The sequence below is a fragment of the Nonlabens agnitus genome, assembly GCF_002994045.1.
GTDB lineage: Bacteria > Bacteroidota > Bacteroidia > Flavobacteriales > Flavobacteriaceae > Nonlabens > Nonlabens agnitus.
The window spans coordinates 1638706-1661719 of sequence record NZ_MQUC01000003.1 but is presented as its reverse complement, the minus strand read 5'-3'; the positions used below and the strand labels follow the sequence as shown (position 1 = coordinate 1661719).

Here is a 23014-nt window from a genome sequence, read left to right as displayed (position 1 = left end):
TAAAAAAATTAAATGATGAATAATGGCCAAATCTAAAAGCACTAAAAATGGGTTTCCGTAAAAAATGACGAATCAAGAAAAATCAATAAAAAGGAATTAAAAGAAGTAAAAAGCGAACAAAATCTGATGCTTATCATCAATTTTTGATAAAATCCATCAAAAATCGAAATTGAGAATTCAGGGAAAATAATTGGAATTCACAACTCAAAACCAAAAATGGAGCTTCAAAGCGCTTTTGAATAACGAAATCGATCAATGGAAGCGGGTGTTTTTTTTGGAAAAAAATCGATTTCTTTCTTGAATAAAAAATCCAATATATTTCGGAAGTGTTTGTATAACAATAAGATAACCATTAAAGTGCTAGATAAATTTAACATAAATCGGTGTTTATAACTATGTGAAAAACGCATGCGTTAGTAAGCGCTGCAAGCTGGAATACCCGTCTAAATTTGTATAATGCTCCTATTGTAAATAAGTGAAATACGGGTTTATAGGTATGGAGAGTGTATGGTCTACTCGACGAGAGTGTATGCGTTACTCGACAAACAAGTATGAATCAAGTATGGATCAAGAATAGGAGACTAGATAAAAACGCAACAAACACTGGGGTAATTATGGAAAAACATCCAAAACGACATTACAAGAATTATTATGATGAAATCAAACGCGCAATCAGGCAAAGCCAGTTCAGTCCCTTTATTCATTAGTATGGAGCAGGTCAAGGAAGTGATGCAGTGTGGTACCACTAAGGCCTACAGACTATTAAAGGAAGCTCGCGACTTTAAGGATATAACAAAACGTAAGCACGTCACTTTTGACGAATTTGCAGAATTCATGGAGATTTCTGTAGAACAGTTATATAGTAGATTAAACATTACCCAAGATGCCGCATAATGCTTACCATACGGCATCACCTAGTGGTACAGATGCAGACTAGGGTTCTATACATAGGCAATCAGCTTGCCAGTAAGAATAGAACAGCCACCACCATTGATACGCTTAGCGATCTTCTACGCAAGCAGGGCTATCAGGTAAAAACAGCTTCTTCCGTCAAAAACCAATGGTTACGTGGGCTTCACATGGCCTGGGTCACGCTACTTAATAGGAACTGGGCGCAGTTCGTTCTCATAGATACCTACAGTACTCGTAATTTCTGGTATGCGATATCCATTGGATACATTTGCCGTTGGTTGAATATCAAATATATTCCCATTCTCCACGGTGGTAATTTGCCAGCAAGGCTCAAAACCAACCCTAAAGTATTTCATCATTTTTTAAGCAATGCACACCGAGTGGTAAGTCCTAGTGATTATTTGAAATTCGCTTTCGAGGAGCGCAGCGACGAAGAAGTTCATGCTGAGCACCTGACTGGACAGGCAGGTAGTCGAAGCACGAAAGCAAACTTTAAAAAAATCACAGTAATCCAAAATAGCTTAGAGCTTGAAAATTATGATTTTAACAAGCGATCACGCGTCCAGCCTAAGCTGCTCTGGGTAAGATCCTTTGCGGAGATCTATAATCCCATGATGGCTTTGAAGGTGCTGGAGCGATTACTGGAACAGTTGCCCAATGCCTGCCTCACCATGGTGGGACCCGACAAAGATGGATCTTTGCAACGCTGTGAACAGTACGCATTGGAAAAGGGTCTACCGGTTCATTTTACGGGACTATTATCAAAAACGGAATGGATCGCTCTAAGTCGTGAGCACGACATCTTCATTAATACATCACACTTTGACAATATGCCGGTCAGTATATTGGAAGCCATGGCTCTGGGATTGCCTGTGATTTCTACAAACGTGGGTGGCATTCCAATACTCATCCAAAATGAGTCTAATGGTTTGCTAGTAGATGATGATGATGTTATTAGAATGGTAGAATCCATAATATCACTTACCAAAAATCAAGAATTAGCAAATAGATTATCGACGAACGCATATATTCTTGTAGGTAAATTCTCATGGGATACGATCAAAAATTCATGGAATGAACTGTTAAGATCTTAAAGAATATATTTGAGGCAAGAATGCTAATCCCCTAAATGGCAAATTCTAGTTCCATACATTTTGAGATTTCAGAACGCAAAGTATTGTTGCGCGTTATTGATGTGTGCGTAATTCTGTTTTCTCTTCATTTAGTGGGTTATTTTTTTGACATGAATTATTTCATGATCAACCTTGATCAATGGCTGGGGTCTGTAATTCTCTGTATCTACATTCTCTTTTTTGCAACAGTTTTTGAATTATACGACCTACAGAAGGCCAGCCGAATCACCAGCACTTTACAAGGTGTTTTTTATACAGGAATTCTCACCTCTCTTGCATATTTATTGACTCCATTTCTTACACCGGTATTACCAGATAATAGATTGCAAATATTTTATTTTACCGCCACGGTTCTCATATCGCTTATGAGCTGGCGATCGATTTATGTGAAGCTGTTTGCAAGTTCTAGATTTAATAAGAAAATCATCATCGTGGCAGATGCGGTGGATGCCTTGGAAATCTCCAGTCAACTGCAGTCAGCAGATCCTAACTACACCATTATAGGCTACATCAATACAGATCGTAGCATCGATATGGGATATGATGACAGGATTACGGTATTGACCGTAGCTGAAGCAGAAGAAAAAATAAGAAAGGAAAATGTGCGTGAGATTGTCATTGCCAGTATGAATTCGGCTGGTATTACTACACAAATCTACACGTGGCTCATACAGTTGGTGGAAAACGGCTTTTCAGTTAGGGAATACTCACAGGTTTACGAAGAGATGACAGATCGTGTTCCCGTCAATTTTGTGGGTAAGGATTTTTATAGGTATTTCCCATTTGCAAGAAGCAATCAAAATAGACTCTATCAGGTCTACCACCGCTGTTTTGACATCGTCATTAGCGTCATAGGCCTCATCGGTTTTGTGGTGATTTTACCTTTGGTGCTGTTTGGAAATTTGCTGGCAAATCGTGGCCCACTTTTTTACTCACAAACCAGAATTGGTCGTAATCGTAAGGAGTTTGAAATTTTAAAATTCCGCACGATGATCACTAATGCAGAGGTCGACGGTGCGCAGTTCACCGTCAAGAAAGATAGCAGGGTTACAGCATTTGGTAAGCTATTGCGCAAGACACGCTTAGATGAGATCCCTCAATTTTTCAATATCCTACAAGGAGACATGAGCGTCATCGGGCCGCGACCAGAAAGACCTGTTTTTGTCAAAAAGCTTACGGAGAAGATACCGTTTTATGAAACCAGACATGTCGTAAAGCCAGGATTAACCGGTTGGGCACAAGTAAAAGCTAGTTATGGGGAAAGCTATGATGACCATCTTAAAAAACTACAGTACGATCTGTACTACATCAAAAAACGCAGCATTTTCCTAGATATCAGGATTTTAGTAAAAACGCTTAGTACCGTTATTTTCTTAAAAGGTCAATAGTTATAGGGATAAAAACCTAATAATTTAACATTAAAAATATGGTTTCCAAGAATTAAAAAATCACATTACCACATTACCACATTACCACATTACCACATTACCACATTACCACATTACCACATTACCACATTACCACATTACCACATTACCACATTACCACATTACCACATTACCACATTACCACATTACCACATTACCACATTACCACATTACCACATTACCACATTACCACATTACCACATTACCACATTACCACATTACCACATTACCACATTACCACATTACCACATTACCACATTACCACATTACCACATTACCACATTACCACATTACTTCCGCTTCATGGTTCCTCTCTTGAAAACCCCAAAGAGTAAAATAAATAGGCCCATTCCCATGGCAATGCGTGCAATGTAATCACCGTGTTTAGAGTAGAAGGTAAGCTCATCAGAGAGACCAATGGTCGCTTTGATAGTTCCTTGCTCTTCATAATCTAACCGGTCCACCACGGCTCCAGATGGAGCAATCACGGCACTGATCCCAGTATTGGCACTACGGGCGACCCATCTCCTAGACTCTATGGCTCTTAACCTAGCAATACTTAAATGTTGCTGGTGACCTTGTGTATTTCCCCACCAGGCATCATTAGTGATGATGGCAAGAAACTGCGCACCGTTCAGTACATAGTCGGTCACATAATCTCCATAAACCGATTCATAACAAATAATAGGAGCCACCTTGGAACCTTGTGTACTCTCAAATACCGCTCGTTCAGGTTGAGTGGTTTTTGTGGCTACCGTACCGCCTAAATCAATCATGGCATCACCTAGAATAGGTTGAAGAATACTCTTGTAAGGAAAGTTCTCGACACCTACCACAAGTTTGGATTTGTGATACAATGCAGATTCACTCTTGTCTTTTAAAAATAAGGCGCTATTAAAATCGTTGTAATAAAAATCTCCGTCAGCATAGTAATTGCTTTGTGTGGTTACTTTTTCTTCATCCCTAAAACGTTCCAGCATCGATATCCCACCTAGATAGGAGGTGTTGGGATGCTGCGTGACATATCCTTGGAGTGCATTCACGCTGGGATCAAAAGGAACTGTGTTCAGTTCTACGGATCTCGCGAGCACGGTCTCTGGCGCGATGATGATATCAGTAGAATCGGTTATTTTTTGTTCAGTTAGGTTGAGTAAGAGATTGACAATGCTAGAATTATCAGTATTGTACTTTTCAGCATACGGGTCAATATTCGGTTGTAATATGACTACGTCACTCGTGTCGCCATCTAGCAAGTCATCGGGCTTTAGGAAAAGGGATATCAATATTGGGATTCCAATTAAAGTCAGTGAAATGCGAGTGACTTTAACAGATACAAACAGATTGAGTTTTGTTCCGCTTTCCTGCCTGCCGGCAGGCACGGCGCGAAAGCGTTTCCACAATAAAAACAGGGAAATGTTCGTGCCCCAAACCCATAAGCTACCACCAAAGGTTCCTGTGTATTCATACCACTGGATCCAAGAGGTATACTCGCTAAAACCATTGCCCAGATTGAGCCAAGGCCATGAAAAATCCCAGTGTAAGTGAAGGTATTCAAAGCCTATCCATAAACAAGCGAGAAAGGTAAGTGAGGCGCCAGTAGTCGCCTTGCGGGCAAATAGATGATAGCACCAAAATACGATTGCCATCAATAAGGAGTTGACCAATACGGCAAACCACATCCCAAATGGTGTGGCAAAATACAGCCAAGAGGTCGTGCAGATATTCCAAGTGAAAAATGTGATGTAAGACAATCCCAACACCTTCCAGCCAGCAGCTTTGACAGATTGATGCCGTATTCCATACTCAACAATCAATAGCGGAATGAAGGCAAAAAACAACAATAATGGAAAGCCGTAAGTAGGCCAGCCTAGCCAAAATAGTATTCCCGATAATAACGCAAGTAGAATGTTTTTAAGCATAGAGGCAAATTGTTTAAACCACTAAAATACTAGGTTATTAAGAATAGAGAACTCTTGTTTGAAGAAACCTAACGACTAAAAACCGATAGATCCACATTTACCGAAAAGATATTGGAATACAGTGCTGCGCTGGAATCTCCTATATCTGTCAACGCATAGTCCACAGATATGCCCTTGTATTTAAAGCCTATGCCTATATTGGGCTGGAAAGTGACATTGTCATTACCGTCCAGCTGCATTTCATTCTGGAAATTTCCCATACCGGCACGCACAAATACAAGGTCTGTATAGCCGTATTCTAGTCCTAATGCAGGCGTCGCACTCACACTACTGCTGGAGATAATGTCATTGGTTTGGATAAACCTCATATTTAGATCTACCTCGGCAGTTAGGACATGATCATAGTGAAAGGTAAATTCTCGAGCGATTCCCAGTTGGAGTTTTGGGAGCGTGATTTCGGTAGTCTCTGGGAGTTCTTGATTTTGATTGGCCACGGCACCTTGCACGGTAGCAAATTCATCTTCGTCAATGGACCAGGTGTTATAGGTGGTAGTGATATCTCTAGCCATAAGTCCAAAACTCCAGTCACCACGTTGCATTTGCAATCCTATATCCAGCCCAAAACCCAGTGAAGTCGCAAAATCACCTATGATTCTGCGTATGATTTTGACATTACCACCATAAGAAAAACCGTCCAGTTTTGATTCTCGAGCATAGGACAAGGTAAATGCCCAATCTGCCGTAGAGAATGTGGAAATGCGGTCATAATTGATATTTCCTTGATCATCTATAAGTTGGGTGGTATTCAAGATGTCGTCGACAGAGAATCGTATCACAGAAAACGCAAAGGCACTGCGGTCATCAATAGGCATCGCATAGGCACCATAGTTATATTGGGCGATGTTAGCAAAATAACTGGCGTGCATGAGTGATAATTCACGCTCCTCCAATTGCATCAAACCAGCTGGATTCCAGTAACCAGAATTCACGTTACCAGTTTTTGCGACCACGGCATTGCTCATCCCTAAAGCCGCAGCATCGACACCTATGTTCAAAAACTCGTTGGAATAGGCTCTTGAGGTTTGCGCTTTCGCGAAAGCGAAACTCAGCAAAGTCAGTAAAACAAGGGGAAATCTCAAGGCAGCAATGATTCTAGTGGTAAATATCCAAAGTTATCCTCTAATAACTTCATAACCTTGTGGATATTGTCCTACAACAGCTACAATTCCAGCCGATTTTTACCGCATATTTGCAAATATGAAACAATGGATTCCCAATATAATAACATTACTTAATCTGCTTTGTGGTTGCATCGCGGCTGTTTTTGCGCTTAATGACGACTTGATTACCGCTGGAATTCTTGTGGCAGCAGGAATTTTCTTTGACTTTTTTGATGGTCTTGCTGCGAGAATGCTCAAAGTAAGCAGTGAATTGGGCGGTCAATTGGATTCCATGGCAGACCTTGTTACCAGTGGTCTTGTACCTGGTATTGCCATGTATCAGATGCTCAATGATTCGCTAGGTGTCAATTTATTTGAGGACTCTTTGTCTTTTCAAACTGCTACTGGCGATTATGCCATTGCCCATCCATTTCTCCCATTGATAGGTTTCTTGATCACGGCAGCCAGTGCTTTGAGACTGGCGCGCTTTAATCTAGACACGAGACAAACAGATTCTTTTATAGGAGTACCAACTCCGGCTAATGCTATTTTGATTATTTCGCTAGCTATTATCGTTCAAAGTACGCATGTAGACTGGATTTATGGATTGCTGAGTAATCCATATATACTCACAGGAATCATTCTTTTAAGCTGCTATTTGCTTAATGCAGAATTGCCCTTGTTTGCTCTTAAGTTTAAAAACTTTGGATTTAAAGGCAACGAGATGCGATGGATATTTCTACTGATCTGTTTGGTGCTGATTGCGACACTACAACTTTATGCGGTTCCTTGCATCATCGTACTTTACATCGCGATGAGTCTGTTGAATAATACGATTTTGGACAAAAAGAGTAAGGCTTAATCAAAGATCTTTTTCTTCCTCAATTCAAAGTTTTGACCTAGATATACGCGACGTACCACTTCGTCTTCGGCGAGCTCTTCTGGATTTCCCTGTTTTAAAATTTTACCTTCAAACATGAGGTACGTGCGGTCTGTAATCGCAAGGGTTTCTTGTACGTTGTGATCGGTAATCAGGATACCGATGTTTTTCTTCGTCAGTTGTGCTACAATACGCTGAATATCTTCTACCGCAACTGGATCTACTCCTGCAAATGGTTCGTCCAGCAAGATAAAATTGGGATTGGTCGCTAGGGCTCGCGCAATCTCTGTACGACGACGCTCACCACCAGATAGTAAATCACCACGACGTTTACGTCTATCAGTCAAACCAAATTCCTCCAGCAGCATATCACGACGCTCCAGCTGTTCTTTTTTGGAAAGATCTGTCAATTGCAAAACGCCCAAAATGTTATCTTCAATAGAAAGCTTTCTAAATACAGAAGCTTCTTGCGCTAGATACCCTATACCGTTTTGCGCACGTTTGTACATGGCATATTTGGTAATATCGGTCTGGTTCAAAAAAACCTTACCAGCAGTAGGTTTTACCAGTCCTACCATCATATAAAACGTGGTAGTCTTACCAGCACCATTAGGTCCTAGCAAACCTACGATCTCACCTTGATTTACCTCAAGGGAAACTCCTTTTACAACTGGCCTGCCCTTGTAGGCTTTCTGTAGATTATCTGCGGTTAGCTTTTCTTGCATAGGTGACAAATTTAAGGGTTACCATTCTGAATTCTGATTTCTGAATTCATAATTTAGTAGCTTGCACTATAATACCAATAATCATGCAACTTCCTAGATTTTTAATGGGCGACCATTCTGACCATCCTGACGACATCTTTGTGATCCATACAGAATACCCGCGATTTATCATCAACCTTATTGATGACGAACTGGAATTCATAGACGATATCCAAAAGGCTGATAAAGAAGACCTAGAAGCCGAAACCAAAAATCTCATTGAAGAGGCTAGTCGCTTCTATGATGAGCAGATGGAATTCTACGAGAATGAATGATCTTAAGGAGCTGGATTGGGAAGCTACCGTTGCCTTAAACGATTGGGGTAATGATACTGTCGATCTGTTCTTTAATATCGTGACCCACAAGCTTTATTCCATTCCTTTTTACTTGGTGTTGCTGTTCTTTTTCTATAAAAAATTAGGCTGGAAAAACACCTTGATAAGCGTTGTAACCATAGCGATACTCATCGCAGCCAGCGACCAGATTGCCAATCTTTTTAAAGATGGTTTTGAGCGCCTGCGACCTTTTAGAGAACCAGCACTAGAAGGTGTCATTTCAAAAGTAGGTCGCAGTGGTGGTACTTTTGGGTTTTACAGCGCTCATTCGAGCAGTGCGATAGGACTGGCCACTTTTGTAGGTCTTTTACTTTGGAAGTCGCAACGCGTGCTCTGTATCATTACCGTCATATGGGCAATCTTGGTCGCCTATAGCCGAGTCTATCTGGGGCTTCACTATTTAGGCGACATCTTGATGGGTGCCGTGATGGGAATTTTGCTTGGGATAATTTGCTTTAAGTTATTCGCTTTCGCGAAAGCGAAATATGGATCAACCTCTATCCAATAAACGATCTGCTGCCTCAAAAGCTGTCATTTTTTTAAGGAGAATTTGCTGCTCCAGCTCATTCAATCGTTGCTCGATTTCTGGTCGCCCATAAAACTCAGATTTTAATCGGTCCTCAATAGTTTGATGTAGCCAATATATTTCCTGCTGGTTTCTTTGCTTCTCAATGCTGTTGTCAGTGTTACTATGAGATTGAAACGCCTCAATTTGCTCTAAAACATCTGTGATGCCTTCCTGCTTTAAACCGCTGGCAGTGATTACTTTGGTGGACCAGCCATGATTTTTGGGATGTAGTAGGTGCAAGGCGTTTCTGAATTCGCGTTGAGCGTGTTTTGCTGCTGTACGGTTTTCTCCATCGGCTTTGTTGATGACGATGAGGTCTGCCATTTCCATGATGCCTTTTTTGATGCCTTGCAGATCGTCACCAGCGCCGGCGAGTTTGAGCAATAGAAAAAAGTCGGTCATGCTGTGTACGGCCGTTTCGCTTTGACCTACACCAACCGTTTCAATAATGATAAAGTCAAATCCAGCGGCCTCGCAAAGTATGATTGCTTCACGAGTTTTTCGCGCGACGCCTCCCAAAGTCGTTCCCGCAGGACTAGGTCTGATAAAGGCTTGATCGCTTTTGACCAATTCTTCCATCCGGGTTTTGTCGCCCAGAATGCTTCCTCGAGAAATACTGCTTGATGGATCAATGGCGAGTACGGCCACTTTTTTTCCTGTCGCAATCAAACTAGATCCTAAGGCTTCTATAAATGTTGATTTTCCAACGCCAGGAACACCTGTTATTCCTAATCGAAATGATTTTCCCGAATAGGGTAGTGCCTTTGATAAAATCGCTTTCGCGAAAGCGATATCCTCACCAGCGGTACTTTCTACTAAGGTAATGGCTTGGCTTAAAGCACTTATATTCCCTTTCTTTAACTGCTCAAACAGTGGATCGATATCCACAGCCTTTTTGTGGCGACGCAGGTTGGGATTGATATGGGAAGAAGTAGGCAATGGTAGGATTTATGACCTAAAGATCGCAATAAATCTGGACTAACAATCCATTTCCTTGCAGGGATCGTGGCCCCAATTTTTAAGACTATAGCGCCAGTCAGATTCCTTGATGTCGCTGCTGGGCTTTTGTGCCTTGTGACGGTTGATGTAGCCTATGACTTTGTTCATGTGGTCATAGTTGGTATCAGTTAGTTCGTCTTTTTTCTTGTTTTTGATCTTGATGATCTTGCGTCCCGATTTGTGTCCAATGGCCTCACCGTCGCCGCTGTCCTGACCTACACCTTTCGACTTATCTGTATCCAGCCAGTCTTCCAGTTCGCTGGGCGTCATATTTACCAGATCATAGAATTCATCATAAATCTCATCCTTGCTTTTATCGCTCATCGTTTTTGTTTTGAAGATAAGCTGATTTTTGAATGGAAAATCTTACAGGACTGTTAAGTGAGTCAATCTTAGCATTTGAAATAATAGAATCACCGCTTCTCGACTGTCGCTCGAAGTGGTTTCATTGGTGAAATTCAAAATGCCGTAAACCAATATCGAGAGTTAGTTGTGAAATAATCGCTGTTAAGAGGATTGTCTTTTTATTCATCACCGCTTCTCGACTGCCGCTCGAAGTGGTTGCATTGTCTATTTAATAAACCAGTATCGAGCGATAGTCGAGATATGGTTGTATAAAGTGATCGTTGCTCTATTTATCACCGCTTCTCGACTGCCGCTCGAAGTGGTTGCATTGTCTATTTAATTAACCAGTATCGAGCGACAGTCGAGATATGGTTTTGTGCAGAAGCTAAATTTTTGAAATAGATCAAATCTTTTACAAACAACAAAGCCTGAACGATCGTTCAGGCTTTGTTAAATGACGCTTTCGCGAAAGCGATATTAATATTTATCCAATACCCATTCACCTTTATTGATCAATGGAATGGCTTGTTTGTATTTACATTCCTTGGCTTCACCAGTCATGATGTTCTTGATGGTAACTTGATCGTTACGGCCTATTTTAGGTTGGTCGCGTGTGATGGTTTCCGTAACTGGTTGGCGTTGTTGCTGGCTTGCACCGGCACCAACGGCCCTATTGCGGGCTGCCTGCTCATCGCTATTCAAGACTTCATCTTTTGAGGTAGTTGTCTTTTCAGCTTTTTGTTCGCGGGCTTCTTGGATGGCTCTGGAATCCTGAGTGGGCAAGTCGCCTTTGAACATGAAGCCAATAACTTCTTTATTCACCTTATCGATCATCTCCTTGAACAACTCAAATGCCTCAAACTTATAGATCAATAATGGATCTTTTTGTTCGTGAACGGCGAGTTGTACACTTTGCTTCAACTCGTCCATCTTGCGAAGGTGCGTTTTCCAAGCATCGTCAATGATCGCAAGCGTAATATTCTTCTCAAAGTCTGTCACTAGGGACTTTCCTTCTGAATCGTACGCGTCTTTCAAATTCGTGGACACATTGAGCGTTTTGATGCCATCCGTAAATGGAACGGCGATACGCTCATAGTTGCGCTCGTCATTTTCTACCACATTTTTGATGACTGGATAAACTTCTCTCGCCGTGCGTTCCATCTTCTCTTTATAGTGCTGGTAAGCAGCCTTATAGATGGCAGATGTTATTTGTGGCTCTGATTTGGATTTGAATTCTGCTTCCGTCAACGGGCTACTCATGGAGAAGTAGCGAATCAATTCAAAATCAAAGTTTTTGAAGTCTTGTGCGATCTTGTTGGTCTGTGTGATATTTTCTGCAATATCATAAATCATGTTTGCAATATCCACCGCAAGACGATCACCGAACAATGCATTGTAACGACGCTTGTAAATCACCTCGCGTTGGGCATTCATCACGTCATCATATTCCAATAGACGTTTACGAACTCCAAAGGCATTTTCTTCCACTTTTTTCTGTGCACGCTCGATGGACTTTGAAATCATGGAATGCTGGATGACTTCGCCTTCTTTCATTCCCAGTCTATCCATGGTTTTGGCCATACGCTCAGAACCAAATAATCGCATCAAGTTATCTTCCAATGAAACGTAAAACTGTGAACTTCCTGGATCTCCTTGACGACCAGCACGACCGCGCAATTGTCTATCGACGCGACGTGAATCGTGACGCTCTGTACCTATGATGGCAAGACCACCAGCTTTTTTGACTTCTTCAGACAACTTGATGTCTGTACCACGACCTGCCATGTTTGTGGCGATAGTGATTTGTCCAGCGTTTCCAGCTTCTGCAACGATTTCAGACTCTCGTTTGTGTTGTTTTGCGTTCAATACGTTGTGCTCAATACCAGCACGTTGTAGGGTTCTGCTCAACAACTCAGATATATCAACCGATGTGGTACCTATCAATACAGGACGACCAGCTTCTTTTAATCGGGTCACCTCTTCTATAACGGCGCCGTACTTTTCTCGCTTGGTTTTGTAAACCAAATCTTGACGGTCATCACGAGCAATAGGTCTGTTGGTAGGAATCTCTACCACGTCTAGTTTATAGATTTCCCAGAATTCGCCAGCTTCAGTGACCGCAGTACCAGTCATACCAGCCAGCTTTTTGTACATTCTAAAGTAATTCTGAAGCGTGATGGTAGCAAAGGTCTGCGTGGCATCCTGAATCTTTACATTTTCTTTTGCCTCAATCGCCTGGTGCAATCCATCGCTATAACGACGGCCATCCATGATACGACCTGTTTGCTCATCAACGATCATGACTTGTTCCTCACTCACCGTTTTGATCGCGCCAGTTGTGGCATCGCGTGTCTTTTTATCTTTAGACATCACGACATATTCTGTATCGCGTTCAAATAGGGTATAAGCCTTCAACAGCTGATTCAACGTGTGAATACGTTCTGATTTGACCGCAAACTCCCGGAAGAGTTCCTCTTTCTTCTCTGCTTCTTCTTCCTTGCTCAATCCAGCGCTTTCAATGCGACCTATTTCAACACCTACTTCTGGCATTACAAAGAATTCTGGATCATCATCTCCAGAAAGGAATTCAATTCCCTTATCTGTCAGTTCTACCTGATTGTTCTTTTCATCAATTACAAAATACAACTCTGCATCTACAGTAGGCATCTCGCGATTGTTGTCCTGCATGTAGTGGTTCTCAGTCTTTTGCAATAACTGCTTGATACCTTCCTCACTTAAGAACTTGATCAAGGCTTTGTTTTTAGGCAAACCGCGATACACTCTTAGCAATTCAAGTCCACCTTCTTTGGTGTCACCTTCTGCAATTAATTTTTTGGCTTTCGCCAAAGTTTGCACAAGTTCCTTTCTTTGAACACTAACAATGTTTTCTACGGGACGTTTGAGGACATCAAACTCCTGACGATCACCTTCTGGTACAGGACCTGAAATGATCAATGGTGTACGGGCATCATCGATAAGAACAGAATCCGTTTCATCAATGATCGCATAATTATGTTTGCGCTGTACCAAGTCTGCCGTGGCGTGAGCCATATTATCCCTTAAGTAATCAAAACCAAATTCATTGTTGGTTCCATAAGTGATATCTGCTAGATAGGCCTTGCGACGTGCTTCAGAATTGGGTTTGTGATAATCAATACAATCAATACTTAAACCATGAAATTCAAACAATGGTCCTATCCAGGCACTGTCACGTTTAGCCAGATAATCATTCACGGTTACAACATGAACACCATTACCGGTCAAGGCATTAAGGTACACAGGCAAGGTTGCCACAAGAGTTTTACCTTCACCAGTCTGCATTTCTGCAATTTTACCCATGTGAAGCGCGGTACCACCTATAATTTGAACATCGTAGTGAATCATGTCCCAGGTAATAGGCTTCCCAGCGGCATCCCAAGAGTTGGACCAGATTGCATGATCGCCATCGAGTATCACATAATCCTTTTCACCGCTTAACTCGCGATCTCTAGAGGTTGCTGCAACTTTAATTTCAGTATTGTGATAAAAACGCTTTGCTGTTTCTTTCATTACCGCAAAGGCTTCTGGCATGATCTCGTTCAGGACAACTTCGGCTTCTTCATAAGCCTGCTCTTGAAGTTTATCTATTTGCTCATAGATCTCTTCACGCTTGTCAATGTCATCTTCATTATTGGCATCTTCCTGTAAAGAAGATATTTGCTGTAGCGTGTTCGCTTTCGCGGAAGCGATCTTCTCTTTAAACTCAGTAGTTTTATGGCGCAGCTCGTCTATCGATAGGCCTTCCATCTCTTTTTCAAAACTCAAAGTCTTAGTGACATTGGGCTGTAGCTCTGCCACGTCTTGTTTTGATTTGTCGCCTACGAATATTTTTAAAACGGAATCTAATAGTCCCATGTGGTGTTATATAATTGATTAATAGCTATTTAAATATTTTAAATCGCTCTTGCTAAGGTCTTAAATTTAAAGCAAAAAAAAAGCCTCATTACGAGACTTTTTGAAAGTTATAGGTGTCTAGTATTCATCCTCATTCCAGAGGTAATCATCGTCTGTAGGATAGTCTGGCCAGATTTCCTGGATAGACTCATAAGAATCACCTTCATCCTCAATAGCTTGCAGGTTTTCTACAACCTCTAGAGGTGCACCGGTACGGATGGCATAGTCGATAAGCTCATCCTTTTCTGCTGGCCAAGGCGCATCGCTTAAATAGGATGCAAGTTCTAGTGTCCAATACATAATTTTACTCGTTTATTTTTTTTGCAAAAATAGACCGTTTGTCCACTTTTCCAAATTTTTTTGATAATTTAAGATTCAAGATTTTAAAGAGCGGTTAAGCTTTTGGAAATCAAATTGTTTTGTCAAAATGTAAAGTGTGAATCCTCAAGGTTGAACTAGCAAATCGTCTTAAATGAAACTGCTAATTATGATCTAATGTTTTTTAGGAATCCACTTGATCTCTTCTGCTTGTAGATCTTTAGACAACTTGCGTGCCAATACAAATAGGTAGTCAGAAAGTCTGTTTAAATACTTGATCACTTGTGGATCGATGGGCTCGCTGATATTCAAATCCACAGCGAGACGCTCTGCACGTCTACAAACGGTCCTTGTTATGTGACAGAATGACACAGACTGATGGCCGCCTGGCAATATAAAGTGCGTCATTTGCGGTAAACCTTCTTCCATTAGATCCATCTGAGTCTCTAGTTGCGCCACGTGATCGTCAGAAATTTTAGAGATGTTAAGTCGCTCTTGGCCATTTTTGAGCAATTCCTTTTCTGGTGGTGTGGCTAGAATCGCGCCTATGGTAAAAAGGTGGTCTTGGATTTCTATGATAAACTTTTTTGTCGCATCGTCCACTGGTTGGTCTCTAAGCAATCCCATCCATGAATTGAGTTCATCAACGGTTCCATAACTGTCAATTCTCATATTACTTTTAGGAACTCGAGTGCCTCCAAAAAGAGAAGTTTCTCCTGTGTCACCAGTCTTGGTATAAATTTTCATAAATTTTAATTGATAGGAGCGCCTGGAAAAATATCATCCTTGTCGTCCTTGACGACAATATCGGGATTGAGCTCCAATAGTTTTTCAATGAACTTCTCATTGTTAGCTGGGCTAATGTATAGTTCATTGTAATTATCATATTTGACGATGATACCGTTGCGAGCAGTCGCTGGTTTCAAGCCAACCCAAAGAGTTGTGTTTTTAATTACCTGTTCAATCTTCGAGATCCTGACAGATCCTCTTATGGGACCAGACACGTATTTAAGTTCACCATCTTCCAAAACGTAATAGGTCTGAAGGTAAATCCATAGCAGGAAAACAGGAACTGCTAGCATCAACACGATACTGGGAATCCACATTGCGAGGTTTTTTTGCGTATTGCTTAAAGATGAGAAAAGAAGATAGAGCAACAATGTGGTAACAAATACTATCACACTTAGCATTAAAAGTCCTTTTTTACTATTAAATCTCATCTTTAGCTCATTGATTTTTATTCAGCTTTAGCTTGCTGCTCTACAGCGTCCCAATATTCATAAGCACGGCGCAAATGTGGTATCACGATGGTACCACCTACAAGTGTTGCAATGGATAAAGCTTCCACAACTTCTTCTTTGGACAAACCTGCCTTGTGACTTTCTTCAAGGTGATATTTTACACAATCATCACATCGCAGTACCGTACTGGCGACAAGACCCAATAACTCTTTGGTTTTCTTGTCCAGTGCGCCTGCTGTAAATGCATTGGTATCGAGGTTGAAGATACGTTTAAGGATCTTATTGTTATCCTGAGTAATAGCGCCATTCATGCGCTCACGATACTCGTTGAATTCTTTTACTAAGTCGCTCATTTTGTTATGCTGCTAATTTTCTTTTTCTGCGTGCGTCTCTCATCAAGACGAACTTTGATATATAAATACTTACTTCATAAAGCAATAATACTGGAATCGCTACAATCACCTGGCTTGCGATGTCTGGTGGTGTGATGACCGCGGCCACGATCAATACAATCACCAGGGCGAACTTGCGCGACTTGCGCATAATCTCTGGTGTTACCAGACCAATCTTAGTTAAGAAATAAATGATGATGGGCAATTCAAATAATAAACCAGAAGCCAAAACAGATGCTCGAATGTAGGCGATATAACTCGCCAGGCTAGGCTCGGTTACCACTTCTGCGCTCAAATTATATGTCACCATAAAGTGGACCGATAAGGGTGCAATGATATAGTAGCCAAAAACCACACCTATGAAGAACAATAGCGAACTCACAAAAATGAAACCGCTGCTGTACTTTTTCTCATTACTCTTAAGTCCTGGAGCGATAAACTTCCATACTTGATATAACACCCAAGGAAAAGCAATCACAAATCCTAAGGTAATAGAGGTCCAAATGTGAGCCGAAAATTCATCTGACATCTCTTTGGACTGCACTTTAAAACCAAAGTTAGGATCGCAAAAGTCGCTTTCAATCCCAAAGAACCTACCTATGTTACAAAAGAAGTCATAGGTGAAGAAATCGGCACGTTTAGGTCCAAAAATGATGGTATCAAAGACAAAATCCTTTGCAATGAATACCACAACGGCACCAATCATAATTCCCACTAGGGACCTGATTATACACCAGCGTAATTCCTCTACGTGGTCCAGAAAGGACATGTTATTGGGGTCAACTTTCTTTCTTGCCATCTAGATAATTCCTTCTCTGATTACATCATGAATGTGAACCACACCGGCATAATGATTTTGATCGTCAATGGTCACGAGCTGAGAAATATGCTTCTCTTCCATGAGCTCGCGTGCCTGTATGGCCATAGCGTCTGCAGGAATAGTTTTAGGGTTTGCGGTCATGATATCACTGGCTACTAGCGAGTCAATATCTTTACCGCTGGTGAGCATGCGTCTTAAATCACCATCTGTAATGATGCCCAGTATTTTTTGATCTTCAACAACGACGGTCATTCCCAGCATGTTTTCTGAAATATTCACGATCACCTCACGCATTGATGTTTGTGGTATCACTTGAGGTTTTGGTCGTTGATCTGCCAGATCTTTTACTCTTAAATAAAGTTTTTTACCTAGCGCACCACCTGGATGGTAGCGGGCAAAATCTGCATCTGTGAAGCCTTTCAATTCCAGCAGGCTTATCGCTAGGGCATCACCCATGACTAGTTGCGCCGTGGTACTTGTGGTAGGAGCAAGGTTGTTGGGGCAAGCTTCCTCGGCAATAGGAGCGTGCAGTATAAAATCTGCTTCGGTGCCTAAAAAGGATTCCTTATTACTGGTAATCGCAATTAGTTTATTGTCAAAATTCTTAATAAGTGGAACGAGTACCTTTATTTCTGGAGTGTTTCCACTTTTTGAAATACAAATCACCACGTCGTTTTTTTGAACGATTCCCAGGTCACCATGTATGGCATCTGCGGCGTGCATGAAAATCGCTGGCGTACCAGTGCTGTTCATGGTGGCCACGATTTTCTGTGCAATGATGGCGCTTTTGCCTATACCAGTAATGATGACTCTGCCGTTTGAGGTGTGTATGTGTTGCACCGCTTTCGCGAAAGCGATATCCACACAATCTTCCAGCTCCTTAATGGCATTTGCCTCGATACGAATCGTGCGGCGGGCGACTTCCAGAATTTTATTTGTGTTGCTCAAGAGCGTTCGCTGTTTATATCGTTTGTGAGAAACGAATTTAATTGTAAATTGTAGCGAACAAAGATAAACAAAAAGGGAGCAGCCGTATGGCATTTAAGCAATCTGGATTAGAGGAAAACCTCAAAAAATACTTCGGTTTTAGTCAGTTTAGAGGACTGCAAAAAAGCGTGGTCACTTCAGTATTAAATCAGGAAGATGTATTTGTCATTATGCCTACTGGCGGTGGTAAATCACTTTGCTATCAGTTGCCTGCACTCATGCAGGACGGTACGGCGATCATAGTTTCACCACTCATTGCGTTGATGAAGAATCAGGTAGATGCCATACGTGGTATATCAGATGATGAAGGCGTGGCGCACGTTTTGAACAGCAGCCTGAATAAAAGCGAGGTGCAACGAGTCAAGGATGATATTGTCAATGGAGTCACAAAATTGCTCTATGTGGCACCAGAATCTCTTACTAAAGAAGAGTACGTAGAATTCCTGAAGGATCAGAAGATCAGTTTTCTCGCGGTCGACGAGGCGCATTGTATTAGTGAATGGGGTCATGATTTTAGACCAGAATACAGGAATCTTAGACGTATCATTGATCGTATAGGTGACGATATTCCTATTATAGGGTTGACGGCAACGGCGACACCTAAAGTACAGGAAGATATCCTCAAGAACCTTCAAATTCCCAATGCTACCACGTATAAAGCTTCGTTCAATAGACCAAATCTATTTTATGAAGTACGTCCCAAGACCGATCAGGTGGATGCAGACATCACGCGATTTATAAAACAAAATGAAGGCAAGTCTGGAATTGTTTACTGCTTGTCTCGCAAGCGTGTGGAAGAATTGTCGCAAGTGCTTCAAGTCAATGGTATCAAAGCCGTGCCGTATCACGCAGGTCTTGATGGCAAGACCAGGGCTTCTCATCAAGATAAATTCCTGATGGAAGATGTAGACGTGGTGGTGGCGACGATTGCCTTTGGTATGGGAATCGATAAGCCAGATGTGCGTTTTGTAATCCATCATGATATCCCAAAAAGTATTGAATCCTATTATCAAGAAACCGGTCGTGCCGGTCGTGATGGTGGTGAAGGTCACTGTCTAGCCTACTATAGTTATAAAGATATTGAAAAGCTCGAGAAATTCATGTCTGGCAAACCTATTGCCGAACAAGAGATAGGACACGCCTTGTTACAGGAAATGGTAGGCTATGCAGAAACGAGCATGAGCCGCAGGCAGTTCATCCTGCATTATTTTGGTGAGGAATTTGATCCAGCCTCAGGCGATGGCGGTGACATGGACGATAACATGCGCAACCCAAAACCACAGCGGGAAGCCGTTGACGACGTCAAAAAACTGATCGAAGTGATTGATGCTGCAGGCGAGCGTTATAAAGCCAAGGATATTGTCAAGATTCTAGTAGGTAAAAGCAATGCGATGATTACCAGTCACAAGCTGGATTCCCATGAATATTTTGGTAGTGGTAAGGACAAGGAACCAGCCTTCTGGACTGCCTTGATACGACAGGTAATGGTCGCGCGCTATATAAGAAAGGACATAGAATCTTATGGAACGCTTAAGATTACAGATGCGGGTCGCGAATTCCTAAAAACAGGAAAGACCTTTATGATGAGTGATGATCATACCTATCATCAAGAAGATTCCATGCCAGCGGCATCTGGTAAAGCAGCAGCACTGGACGATAAGCTGGTCAAGATGCTCAAGGAACTGCGCAAAAAAGTCGCCACTCAAAAGAAAGTGCCACCATATGTAGTATTTCAAGATCCATCGATTGATGATATGGCCACAAAATATCCTATTACTCTGGAAGAGATGGCAAACATCCATGGAGTAGGAGATGGTAAGGCTCGTAAATTTGGTAAACCGTTCGTAGAGTTGATCGCGCGATATGTAGAAGATAATGACATCACTAGAGCTGATGACTTAGTGATAAAATCTACTGGTACTAAATCTGGCAATAAACTATATTTCATTACCAGCATTGACCGTAAACTTTCTTTTGATGACATTGCAGATGCCAAGGGCATGGAAATGCACGAACTTATCAATGAGTTGGAAAGTATCGTTTTTAGCGGTACAAAGCTCAACATAAGTTACTGGGTAGACGAGATGCTGGATGAGGAGCAACAGGAGGATTTACATGAATACTTCCTAGAAGCCGAAAACGACCACATCGATGCCGCCATGGAAGAGTTTGACGGCGAGTACGAGGAAGAGGAAATCCGCTTGTATCGTTTGAAGTTTATTAGTGAGGTTGGGAATTAACTGTAGTAACAGCTAATTGATTTCAAATTTCATTACCAAAAATGCCCAGCAATCGCTGGGCATTTTTAGTGGAGTTTAATCGTCTATAAAATCAATTATCATTCAAAAGATACTGGACGTTTGTTATTTCAATAGAATTGATAATACCTACATCCAGGCGTTCTTCAAAATCTACAGAGAATATGCAGCTGGAGTTTGCTGGTATGTTGAGACAAGGTTCTGTTGCTTCATTAACAAATAAACTGCCTGTAGTAGTAATCTCATCTGCTACTACGGTGCTAATAGGTTGTCCTGTGATAGCGGCATTACTGTTGTTATTCAATTGGATGTCAAACTGCAGCCTTCTGGTGTCGTTTCCAGTATCAGGCGTGAATTCAAAGAAAAGAATCTCGTAAGAAAAATCTGCTAGAAATGGTGGTTCAATAGGTTGCGCCGCAGTAGGATCTGGAAAATCGCAAGGTACGTCTATCGTGCCTTGAGTTGTGTAGATTTGATTGCCCACTTGATAAAATTGAGGAACGACGATGGATCGCATACAATCGTCATCAGAGGACCCGCAGGAGGTTGTGACGATGATGAGGCATAGTGCCAAAATTGTTCTGAGAAAGGTCTTTTTGGTTTTCATAGAAAACGAAGATAACGGCCGACCGTAAATATCATTAGATTTTAAAGGATATTTTTTTGCTCATTTCCAACTTACGGACCTGTAAAATGGGTTTCTGCTATCTCAAAAGCAGTTGGAATAGATGTGGTCTGAAGAATATTTCGCTTTCGCGAAAGCGAACTCATTCTATTCATTAATAGTGATTTGATCCAATCTTTACAAACGAGTTACGCAAACGATTTCGTAAATGGCACGATGCTTGGAATCCACTCTATAAGCGGATGCCGAAAAGCTTATAGAGTAGGCGACACCCTAATACTATAGTTATGAAAAAAATTCTACTATTTATGGCAGCTTGTCTAATGTTGACTACTGCGCAGGCAATGGACACATCCTCAAGCGATGGACTTATCGAAGGGTACTCAAAGCGTTACAAGAAAGTGCAGCCGGTACTGTTCACTCACAATTTTATTGATTTTGCCCTCTATCCTGACGGCAGGCTGGAGTTTAACATTCCTAGATACTCAAATGCTACGATTTGCATAAGGCCCGCTATGAATAGACGACGCAGTGTAGGCGTGAGCCAAGGAAATGTACGTTATAACAGATTAGGTCAATTGACTTTGATCAATAACACGAGAGTATCCTACAATCGTGATGGTACTGTCGCTAGAATAGGCCGTCTGGATGTGGACTATTACCGCGGTATTCTGGATCGTGTTGGCGGACTAGAAGTGAGATACGATAAAAAAGGCAGACTTATTGCCGCTCGTGGTCATGTAGATGTTTATGCAGATTTAGGAAGACGTCACGATTGTGCTTCCCATAATTTTGGACATTTCGATGATGGCTATGCCCGTAACGATTGGGATGATGGAGTTTATTTCAAACGCGCAAAAATTAAAAAATAACTATTTAAAACTTAAACGCCTTGTTATCCAGCAAGGCGTTTTTATTGGTGGTGGTAGTTCTAAAATTGTTTTTTAGATCACTTAACTTTGCAAACTGAAAAATTAATAGACATGCAAGACGGATTATACGCCAAACTAAATACTTCTAAAGGAGAAATCCTTTTACAATTACACTACAAAAGAACACCGGGAACGGTTGGTAATTTTGTAGGACTAGCTGAAGGAAATCTAGAAAACAGCGCAAAACCTCAAGGAACACCATTTTATAATGGATTAAAATTTCACAGAGTCATTCCAGACTTCATGATTCAAGGTGGTGATCCACAAGGTACCGGTGCTGGTGATCCAGGTTACAAATTTGATGATGAGTTCCATCCAGAATTGCGCCATGACGGTCCTGGAGTTTTGAGTATGGCAAATGCTGGTCCTGGTTCCAACGGCTCGCAATTTTTTATTACTCATATAGAGACAGCATGGTTGGATGACAAGCATACGGTTTTTGGTAAGGTTGTAGAAGGACAAGATGTTGTTGACGCTATCGCTCAAGGTGATGAAATAAAAGGCGTTGAAATTATTCGTGAAGGTGATGAAGCTAAAGCATACAACGCTGTAGAATCGTTCCGACAATTTACTGGTGCGGCCAAGGCCCGTGAAGAACAGGCAAGAAAGCAGGCAGAACAAGAATTGGATGAAATTGCTGCTGGATTTGATAAAACCGACAGCGGTTTGAGATACAAGATCATCAATAAAGGATCTGGTACTAAAGCAGAGAAAGGAAAGATGGTAAGTGTTCACTACAAAGGAATGCTTCCTAATGGTAAAGTCTTTGACTCCAGCTTTGAGCGCAAAAAACCAATCGATTTCCAGTTAGGAGTAGGTCAGGTAATTGCTGGATGGGATGAAGGTATCCAGTTATTGCAAGTAGGCGATAAGGCAAGATTTGTGATTCCATCACACATTGCCTATGGTAGTGCTGGCGCTGGTGGGGTGATTCCACCTAATGCCACATTGGTCTTTGATGTAGAGTTGATGGCCGTTAGATAAATATCTTTTAAATAATTAAAGTCCCCAAGCGTCTCACGTTTGGGGATTTTTCATGTTACGATTTTTCTGATTTCTCGAGTTG

At 41.5% G+C, this 23014-nt stretch carries 22 protein-coding genes; 9 read left to right on the top strand and 13 right to left on the bottom strand.

Annotated features, from left to right (window positions below; genetic code table 11):
• The first annotated feature begins 651 nt into the window (after nucleotides 1-651).
• The 3 genes from BST86_RS07675 to BST86_RS07665 are packed head-to-tail and all read left to right on the top strand — an operon-like array spanning nucleotide 652 to nucleotide 3433.
• On the top strand, nucleotides 652-894 hold the full coding sequence (locus BST86_RS07675; protein WP_146126729.1) for a hypothetical protein: 243 nt from the start codon (nucleotides 652-654) through the stop codon (nucleotides 892-894).
• Entirely contained in the window at nucleotides 894-2006 is a 1113-nt protein-coding gene (locus BST86_RS07670; protein WP_242446490.1) for a glycosyltransferase family 4 protein, read from the top strand. Before BST86_RS07675 ends, BST86_RS07670 begins: the two co-directional genes overlap by 1 nt.
• A 35-nt stretch (nucleotides 2007-2041) precedes the next feature.
• Nucleotides 2042-3433 (top strand): sugar transferase, encoded by a 1392-nt coding sequence (locus BST86_RS07665; RefSeq protein ID WP_105982753.1) that lies wholly within the window; start codon nucleotides 2042-2044, stop codon nucleotides 3431-3433.
• Nucleotides 3434-3762: 329 nt separating this feature from the next.
• Here the strand turns inward: BST86_RS07665 and lnt are convergent, their stop codons facing one another.
• A complete protein-coding gene (gene lnt, locus BST86_RS07660; RefSeq protein ID WP_105982752.1) occupies nucleotides 3763-5391 on the bottom strand; it encodes an apolipoprotein N-acyltransferase in 1629 nt (542 codons plus the stop codon).
• A 68-nt stretch (nucleotides 5392-5459) separates the two neighbouring features.
• Nucleotides 5460-6530 (bottom strand): putative type IX sorting system protein PorV2, encoded by a 1071-nt coding sequence (locus BST86_RS07655; protein WP_105982751.1) that lies wholly within the window; start codon nucleotides 6528-6530, stop codon nucleotides 5460-5462.
• Between the two features lie 118 nt (nucleotides 6531-6648).
• Here BST86_RS07655 and BST86_RS07650 point away from each other — a divergent pair, with 118 nt between their 5' ends.
• Nucleotides 6649-7413, top strand: coding sequence for a CDP-alcohol phosphatidyltransferase family protein (locus tag BST86_RS07650; RefSeq protein WP_105982750.1), 765 nt, complete (start codon nucleotides 6649-6651; stop codon nucleotides 7411-7413).
• On the opposite strand, the gene lptB is transcribed toward BST86_RS07650, so the two are convergent.
• On the bottom strand, nucleotides 7410-8156 hold the full coding sequence (lptB, locus tag BST86_RS07645) for an LPS export ABC transporter ATP-binding protein (protein WP_055413284.1): 747 nt from the start codon (nucleotides 8154-8156) through the stop codon (nucleotides 7410-7412). The genes BST86_RS07650 and lptB overlap by 4 nt on opposite strands.
• 83 nt (nucleotides 8157-8239) lie before the next feature.
• On the opposite strand from lptB, the gene BST86_RS07640 reads away from it, so the two are divergent.
• Both BST86_RS07640 and BST86_RS07635 read left to right on the top strand, forming a co-directional pair.
• Nucleotides 8240-8470, top strand: a complete 231-nt coding sequence (locus tag BST86_RS07640; protein ID WP_055413283.1) for a hypothetical protein — start codon at nucleotides 8240-8242, stop codon at nucleotides 8468-8470.
• Nucleotides 8463-9038: a phosphatase PAP2 family protein gene (locus tag BST86_RS07635; protein WP_105982749.1), complete on the top strand. Its 576-nt coding sequence runs from the start codon at nucleotides 8463-8465 to the stop codon at nucleotides 9036-9038. The genes BST86_RS07640 and BST86_RS07635 overlap by 8 nt, the downstream gene beginning before the upstream one ends.
• On the opposite strand, the gene meaB is transcribed toward BST86_RS07635, so the two are convergent.
• The 9 genes from meaB to BST86_RS07590 all read right to left on the bottom strand — a co-directional run bounded on the left by meaB (nucleotide 9021) and on the right by BST86_RS07590 (nucleotide 18094).
• The gene (gene meaB / locus BST86_RS07630) at nucleotides 9021-10037 is read right to left on the bottom strand and encodes a methylmalonyl Co-A mutase-associated GTPase MeaB (protein ID WP_105982748.1); all 1017 of its coding nucleotides are present in this window, start codon (nucleotides 10035-10037) and stop codon (nucleotides 9021-9023) included. The two genes, BST86_RS07635 and meaB, sit on opposite strands and share 18 nt — an antisense overlap.
• Before the next feature lie 39 nt (nucleotides 10038-10076).
• Nucleotides 10077-10421 carry a DUF3140 domain-containing protein gene (locus BST86_RS07625; protein ID WP_105982747.1) on the bottom strand — a complete coding sequence of 115 codons (345 nt, stop codon included), beginning with the start codon at nucleotides 10419-10421 and terminating at the stop codon, nucleotides 10077-10079.
• A gap of 498 nt (nucleotides 10422-10919) precedes the next feature.
• Entirely contained in the window at nucleotides 10920-14336 is a 3417-nt protein-coding gene (gene secA, locus BST86_RS07620; protein ID WP_105982746.1) for a preprotein translocase subunit SecA, read from the bottom strand.
• A 117-nt stretch (nucleotides 14337-14453) separates the two neighbouring features.
• Nucleotides 14454-14675, bottom strand: a complete 222-nt coding sequence (locus tag BST86_RS07615) for a DUF2795 domain-containing protein (protein WP_055413277.1) — start codon at nucleotides 14673-14675, stop codon at nucleotides 14454-14456.
• Between the two features lie 192 nt (nucleotides 14676-14867).
• Nucleotides 14868-15440 (bottom strand): cob(I)yrinic acid a,c-diamide adenosyltransferase, encoded by a 573-nt coding sequence (locus BST86_RS07610; RefSeq protein ID WP_105982745.1) that lies wholly within the window; start codon nucleotides 15438-15440, stop codon nucleotides 14868-14870.
• 5 nt (nucleotides 15441-15445) lie between these two features.
• Entirely contained in the window at nucleotides 15446-15799 is a 354-nt protein-coding gene (locus tag BST86_RS07605) for a PH domain-containing protein (protein ID WP_172443330.1), read from the bottom strand.
• 131 nt (nucleotides 15800-15930) lie between these two features.
• Nucleotides 15931-16287, bottom strand: a complete 357-nt coding sequence (locus tag BST86_RS07600; protein ID WP_105982743.1) for a carboxymuconolactone decarboxylase family protein — start codon at nucleotides 16285-16287, stop codon at nucleotides 15931-15933.
• A 4-nt stretch (nucleotides 16288-16291) separates the two neighbouring features.
• A complete protein-coding gene (tatC, locus tag BST86_RS07595; RefSeq protein ID WP_105982742.1) occupies nucleotides 16292-17125 on the bottom strand; it encodes a twin-arginine translocase subunit TatC in 834 nt (277 codons plus the stop codon).
• Nucleotides 17126-18094 carry a KpsF/GutQ family sugar-phosphate isomerase gene (locus tag BST86_RS07590; protein WP_172443329.1) on the bottom strand — a complete coding sequence of 323 codons (969 nt, stop codon included), beginning with the start codon at nucleotides 18092-18094 and terminating at the stop codon, nucleotides 17126-17128.
• Between the two features lie 86 nt (nucleotides 18095-18180).
• On the opposite strand from BST86_RS07590, the gene recQ reads away from it, so the two are divergent.
• Nucleotides 18181-20373, top strand: a complete 2193-nt coding sequence (recQ, locus tag BST86_RS07585) for a DNA helicase RecQ (protein WP_105982740.1) — start codon at nucleotides 18181-18183, stop codon at nucleotides 20371-20373.
• A gap of 91 nt (nucleotides 20374-20464) precedes the next feature.
• Here recQ and BST86_RS07580 read toward each other — a convergent pair whose 3' ends face one another.
• A complete protein-coding gene (locus tag BST86_RS07580) occupies nucleotides 20465-20998 on the bottom strand; it encodes a hypothetical protein (protein WP_105982739.1) in 534 nt (177 codons plus the stop codon).
• 305 nt (nucleotides 20999-21303) lie between these two features.
• Here BST86_RS07580 and BST86_RS14750 point away from each other — a divergent pair, with 305 nt between their 5' ends.
• Together BST86_RS14750 and BST86_RS07570 are read left to right on the top strand one after the other, a co-directional pair.
• The gene (locus tag BST86_RS14750; RefSeq protein WP_146126728.1) at nucleotides 21304-21888 is read left to right on the top strand and encodes a hypothetical protein; all 585 of its coding nucleotides are present in this window, start codon (nucleotides 21304-21306) and stop codon (nucleotides 21886-21888) included.
• Nucleotides 21889-21999: 111 nt separating this feature from the next.
• The gene (locus tag BST86_RS07570) at nucleotides 22000-22932 is read left to right on the top strand and encodes a peptidylprolyl isomerase (RefSeq protein WP_105982737.1); all 933 of its coding nucleotides are present in this window, start codon (nucleotides 22000-22002) and stop codon (nucleotides 22930-22932) included.
• The last annotated feature ends 82 nt before the right edge of the window (nucleotides 22933-23014 follow it).

What these genes read in the sequence shown, in the direction of transcription:
- BST86_RS07640 (WP_055413283.1), top strand. Translation starts at nt 8,240, where the DNA reads ATGCAACTTCCTAGATTTTTAATGGGCGACCATTCTGACCATCCTGAC.
- BST86_RS07610 (WP_105982745.1), bottom strand. Translation starts at nt 15,440, where the DNA reads ATGAAAATTTATACCAAGACTGGTGACACAGGAGAAACTTCTCTTTTT.
- tatC (WP_105982742.1), bottom strand. Translation starts at nt 17,125, where the DNA reads ATGGCAAGAAAGAAAGTTGACCCCAATAACATGTCCTTTCTGGACCAC.
- BST86_RS07635 (WP_105982749.1), top strand. Translation starts at nt 8,463, where the DNA reads ATGAATGATCTTAAGGAGCTGGATTGGGAAGCTACCGTTGCCTTAAAC.
- BST86_RS07580 (WP_105982739.1), bottom strand. Translation starts at nt 20,998, where the DNA reads ATGAAAACCAAAAAGACCTTTCTCAGAACAATTTTGGCACTATGCCTC.
- BST86_RS07600 (WP_105982743.1), bottom strand. Translation starts at nt 16,287, where the DNA reads ATGAGCGACTTAGTAAAAGAATTCAACGAGTATCGTGAGCGCATGAAT.
- BST86_RS07665 (WP_105982753.1), top strand. Translation starts at nt 2,042, where the DNA reads ATGGCAAATTCTAGTTCCATACATTTTGAGATTTCAGAACGCAAAGTA.
- BST86_RS07625 (WP_105982747.1), bottom strand. Translation starts at nt 10,421, where the DNA reads ATGAGCGATAAAAGCAAGGATGAGATTTATGATGAATTCTATGATCTG.
- lnt (WP_105982752.1), bottom strand. Translation starts at nt 5,391, where the DNA reads ATGCTTAAAAACATTCTACTTGCGTTATTATCGGGAATACTATTTTGG.
- recQ (WP_105982740.1), top strand. Translation starts at nt 18,181, where the DNA reads ATGGCATTTAAGCAATCTGGATTAGAGGAAAACCTCAAAAAATACTTC.
- BST86_RS07605 (WP_172443330.1), bottom strand. Translation starts at nt 15,799, where the DNA reads ATGTGGATTCCCAGTATCGTGTTGATGCTAGCAGTTCCTGTTTTCCTG.
- BST86_RS14750 (WP_146126728.1), top strand. Translation starts at nt 21,304, where the DNA reads ATGAAAAAAATTCTACTATTTATGGCAGCTTGTCTAATGTTGACTACT.
- BST86_RS07650 (WP_105982750.1), top strand. Translation starts at nt 6,649, where the DNA reads ATGAAACAATGGATTCCCAATATAATAACATTACTTAATCTGCTTTGT.
- BST86_RS07615 (WP_055413277.1), bottom strand. Translation starts at nt 14,675, where the DNA reads ATGTATTGGACACTAGAACTTGCATCCTATTTAAGCGATGCGCCTTGG.
- BST86_RS07675 (WP_146126729.1), top strand. Translation starts at nt 652, where the DNA reads ATGATGAAATCAAACGCGCAATCAGGCAAAGCCAGTTCAGTCCCTTTA.
- lptB (WP_055413284.1), bottom strand. Translation starts at nt 8,156, where the DNA reads ATGCAAGAAAAGCTAACCGCAGATAATCTACAGAAAGCCTACAAGGGC.
- BST86_RS07570 (WP_105982737.1), top strand. Translation starts at nt 22,000, where the DNA reads ATGCAAGACGGATTATACGCCAAACTAAATACTTCTAAAGGAGAAATC.
- BST86_RS07670 (WP_242446490.1), top strand. Translation starts at nt 894, where the DNA reads ATGCTTACCATACGGCATCACCTAGTGGTACAGATGCAGACTAGGGTT.
- secA (WP_105982746.1), bottom strand. Translation starts at nt 14,336, where the DNA reads ATGGGACTATTAGATTCCGTTTTAAAAATATTCGTAGGCGACAAATCA.